Annotated in this window: 4 protein-coding genes and 1 pseudogene; 2 read left to right on the top strand and 3 right to left on the bottom strand. The window is 77.0% G+C overall.

Annotated features, from left to right (window positions below; translation table 11 throughout):
- Positions 1–303, top strand: a pseudogene (locus PSR1_RS22215) (N-acetylmuramic acid 6-phosphate etherase); the annotation flags it as partial.
- 11 nt (positions 304–314) lie between these two features.
- On the top strand, positions 315–1,943 hold the full coding sequence (locus PSR1_RS22220) for a DUF6178 family protein (protein WP_059439503.1): 1,629 nt from the start codon (positions 315–317) through the stop codon (positions 1,941–1,943).
- A 110-nt stretch (positions 1,944–2,053) separates the two neighbouring features.
- On the opposite strand, the gene PSR1_RS22225 is transcribed toward PSR1_RS22220, so the two are convergent.
- From PSR1_RS22225 to PSR1_RS22235, 3 genes are all read right to left on the bottom strand, one after another.
- Positions 2,054–2,290: a hypothetical protein gene (locus tag PSR1_RS22225; RefSeq protein ID WP_059439504.1), complete on the bottom strand. Its 237-nt coding sequence runs from the start codon at positions 2,288–2,290 to the stop codon at positions 2,054–2,056.
- Positions 2,291–2,385: 95 nt separating this feature from the next.
- Positions 2,386–3,387 (bottom strand): adenosine deaminase, encoded by a 1,002-nt coding sequence (locus PSR1_RS22230; protein WP_059439505.1) that lies wholly within the window; start codon positions 3,385–3,387, stop codon positions 2,386–2,388.
- A gap of 53 nt (positions 3,388–3,440) precedes the next feature.
- Entirely contained in the window at positions 3,441–3,911 is a 471-nt protein-coding gene (locus tag PSR1_RS22235; protein WP_059439506.1) for a hypothetical protein, read from the bottom strand.
- Positions 3,912–3,973 lie beyond the last annotated feature (62 nt).

Below are 3,973 nucleotides of genomic sequence, written 5' to 3' on the forward strand. Positions count from 1 at the left end.
GAGACCGGCCCGGAGCTGGTGGCGGGCTCGACCCGCATGAAGGCCGGCACCGCCGCGAAGATGGCGCTCGGGCTGGTGAGCACCGCCGCGTTCGTGCGGCTCGGCGCCGTGCGCGGCGGCCGGATGGTGGCGCTGGCGCCGGCCAGCGAGAAGCTGCGCCGCCGGGCGGTGCGCAACGTCGCCGCGCTCGCCGGGGTGGGCGAGGCGCGCGCCCGGGGGCTGCTGGAGGCGTGCGGCTGGAGCGTGCGCGACGCGGTGGACCGCGCCGGCCGGCCCGCGGCGCGCCCGCGCCGCCGCCGATAGGAGGACGGACGATGGCCAAGGAAGAGAAGGCGCTCGCCCCCGAGGAGCTCTCGCGCGCGCGGGCGGCGCTGGCAGCGGCGCAGGGGAAGCGGCGCCTCGACCTGGTGCTGGAGGCGCGGGACCCTCAGGCGCTGGTCCGCGCGCTGCCCGCCGACGAGCTCTACTTCACCATCCGCGACGTGGGGCTCGGCGACGCGGCGCTGCTCGTCCAGCTCGCCTCCCCCGAGCAGTTCAAGACCTTCCTCGACCTCGACGCCTGGCGCGGCGGCGCGTTCGAGCCGCGCCGCGCCCTCCCCTGGCTCCGGATCGCCCGCGCCGGCGCGCACCTCGACCCGAAGGCCGCGGCGCGCTGGACCCGCAAGCTGGACGCGCTCGACCGCGAGGTGCTGTACCTGGTGCTGCGCGACGCGCTCCGGCTGCACGACCTCGAGGAGGACCCGGATCCCGAGCTGGTGTCCGACCGGTTCATGCGGACGCCCGAGGGGCGCTTCGTGGTCGAGTTCGAGGTCGAGGGCACCGAGTACCTGGCGGTGCGCGGCCTGCTCGACGACCTGTACGCGCGCGACGCCTTCCTGGCGACGCGCCTGCTCTCGGCCATCCGGGGCGAGCTGCCCAGCGAGCTGGAGGAGACGGCGCTGCGCTGGCGCACCGGGCGCCTCGCCGACCTCGGCTTCCCCTCGCTGGAGGAGGCGCTCTCGTGGTTCGCGCGGCCGCCGCGCGCGCCGGCCCACCCCGCCGGCCCTCCCCCGGCGCGTCCCCCCGGGTTCCTGCTGGCGAGGCTCGGCGCCGGGTCGGCGCTGGACGCCGCCGCGGCGGCGCTCCCCGCCGGCGAGCGCGAGGTGCTGGAGCGCGAGATCGTCGCGGCCGCCAACGCGGTGCTGGTCGCCGACGCGGTGGACCCCTCCGACCTCGAGGCGGTGCGCGGCGCGTTCGGCGCCGCCCGCGCCATGCTGGAGCTGGGCCTGGCCCGCCTCGCCCGCGCCGATCCCGACCGCGCCGCCCAGGTGCTGGCGGAGACGCCGGTGAAGCGGCTCTTCCAGGAGGGCTTCGGGCGCGTGCTCGAGCTGAAGTGGCGGGCCGAGCGGCTGCTGGCCGGCGGCGGCGCGGGGACCCGCGCCGCGCCGCTGCTCGACGCGCCGCTGGGCGAGGCGGTGGCGGCGCTCGCCGCGAAGCGCCCGCGCTACTTCCCGGGCCTGGAGGCGCCGCGGGACGAGTGGGGCACGATGTCGGCCGGCGCGCACGAGCCGCGCCGGTTCCTCGCCGCGCCGGAGCTGGACCGCACCGTCGCCGCGCTGGACCTGGCCGAGGGGCTGGCCGGGCTGGCGCAGGCGCTGGGGCTCGCCGGCGGCCGCGCCGAGGGGCCGCTCGCGCCGCGCCTCTCCACGCTGTACCTCACCGCGCTCGCCAACGAGCGAATGGGCCGCGCCTTCCGGCCGGATCCGATCGCGCGCGCGGAGCTGCCGGCCGCGGCGCGGGCGCTCGCCGCGATCGAGGACCCGCGGCTCGCCGCCGCCGGCCAGGCCGGGGCGCTGCTGCTGGAGCTGGCGCGGGCGCGCGCGGCCGAGCTCGCGCCGATCGCCGAGGGCGGCGCGGCGCGCCCCGAGCACCTCTCGGCGGTGCTGGTGCGGGACGCGGAGTAGCAGGCCGCTCGTCCCGGGCGTAGCCCCGCCAGCGGCGGGGCGGAGGCGAGGGACGGGAGGGCGCGGCCCGCGGTGATCGCCGGCCGCGCCCCCCGCGGGATCTGACTGGGCTACTTCGTCGCCGGGGCCGCCTCGGGGGCCGCCTTCTCGGCGGCCTTCGGGGTCGCCTTCTTCGCGGTCGCCTTGTGGTGCTTCTTGTGCGCGGCCGGCTTGGCGGCCGGCTTCGCGGTCTCGGTGGCCGCCGGCGCGGCGGGGGCCGGCTCCGCGGCCTTCGGCTCCTCGGCGAACGCGGGGGAGACGAGGCCGAGCACGGCGAGGGCCGAGACGATGCGCAGGACGTTCTTCATGTGGGGTACCTCCGGCGCGGGGCCGCGGTCGATCCGCGCACGCCCGCTGCGAGGAGGTACGCGCGCGCCCCGGGCCGTATTCAACGCGCGCCTCGTCAGGGCAGCTCGCCGATGAAGGTGGCCTCCCGCGCCCAGCGCAGCGCCTGGTCGATCTGCTCCTCCGCGAGCACCCCGGCCTCGCGCAGCAGCCGCACCTCGGCGCGCATGTTCGTGTCGAGCAAGTACGGACCGTCGGTGTTGATGGTGAACCGCACGCCGCGCTCCCAGAAGCGCGCCAGCACCTGGCCGAGCTCCTCGATGGACGCCACCGCCCGCGTGGCCAGGTTCGAGCTGGGGCAGATCTCCAGCACCACGCCGCGCTCGCGGAGCAGGTCCATCACCTTCTCGTCCCGGGCCGCGCAGATGCCGTGCCCGATGCGATGGGGCTCGAGCTGCTCCACCACCGCCCGCACGCCCTCGGCGCCGGTGGTGGCGGTCTCGCCGGTGTGCACGGTGGTCTTCAGCCCGGCGCGCCGCGCCCGCGCGTACAACTCGCGGTAGCGCCCGACCTCCGCCGGCATCAGCTCGAGCGCGTGGCGCTCGGTGCCGGCGAGGTCGATGCCGACCACGCCGCGCCGCCGGTACTTGATGGCCTTCTCGACCAGGATCTCGTTGAGGTGCGCGGGGAACTCGCGCGCCAGGCAGAAGATGAGGCCGGCCTGCACCCCGTACTCGAGCACCGCCCGGTCCATGCCGCGGAGCGCGGCGTGGATGATGTGGTCGAGGTCGCGCTCGCCGCCGACGTTGCGCTTCATCGGGTTGAAGCGCAGCTCGATGAGCGAGACGCGCGACGAGCGGTACTCCTTGCCGATGACCTCGTAGACGCTGCGCTCCATCGCCTGGGGGGACGACTGGATCTTCTCGGTCCACTCGTGCATCACCGCCAGGTACTCGTCGAGCGACCGCACCTTGCCCGGGCGCGCCGAGATCAGCTCCTTGAACTCCCAGTAGCTCGCGACGGGCAGCTTGAAGCCCTGGTCGTGGGCGATGGACCAGAGGATGTGCGGCGCCACCGCGCCGCCGACGTGGATGTGCAGGTCCGAGAGCTCGCGTGCCATCGGCCCGAGATACCGCCGCGGCGCGAGGCACGCCAGCGCCTTCTCGGACGCCGCTAGCCGTTCTCGTCCGGCGACGACTCGCCGGGCGCGCCGAGCCCGAGGCCGCACTCCGGGCACTCCACCTCCCGCGCGCCCTGCACCGCGAAGCGGTGGCCGCAGGCCGGGCAGGTGATCTCGCCGCCCGCGTCGAGGTCGATCCCCTCGGCGCCGCGCGCCGCCGCGGCCGCCGCGTCGGGATCCTCGAGCAGCCCGGCCCAGTCGCGCCGCAGGAACGCCTGCGCCCGCTCCAGCTCGTCGCGCGGGACGTACAGGTTCCAGAGCGGGTGGTGCGCCTCCTCCGGCCGGCCCGGCGGGACCTTCTCCATCTCCGGCGCCAGCCCCTCCGCCTCCAGCAGCGACATCACCTCGCGCACCGACGCGTAGCCGGAGCGGGTGAGCACGGCGAGCCCCTCGGCGGCGGCCTCGCAGGTCACGCAGCGCCCGCCGTCGGCGAGCGGGGTCGAGCAGGTGGTGCAGCGCTCCATGGACGCCTCCCGCGGCCCGGGACCGGGCGCGGCCCGATGATACCCCGGGCGCGGGAGGTGCG

It is taken from the genome of Anaeromyxobacter sp. PSR-1, from assembly GCF_000964525.1.
In the GTDB taxonomy this organism is placed as follows: Bacteria; Myxococcota; Myxococcia; order Myxococcales; family Anaeromyxobacteraceae; genus Anaeromyxobacter.

Excerpts from the sequence above, each read along its gene's own strand:
- PSR1_RS22220 (WP_059439503.1), top strand. The coding sequence starts at position 315 with ATGGCCAAGGAAGAGAAGGCGCTCGCCCCCGAGGAGCTCTCGCGCGCG.
- PSR1_RS22225 (WP_059439504.1), bottom strand. The coding sequence starts at position 2,290 with ATGAAGAACGTCCTGCGCATCGTCTCGGCCCTCGCCGTGCTCGGCCTC.
- PSR1_RS22230 (WP_059439505.1), bottom strand. The coding sequence starts at position 3,387 with ATGGCACGCGAGCTCTCGGACCTGCACATCCACGTCGGCGGCGCGGTG.
- PSR1_RS22235 (WP_059439506.1), bottom strand. The coding sequence starts at position 3,911 with ATGGAGCGCTGCACCACCTGCTCGACCCCGCTCGCCGACGGCGGGCGC.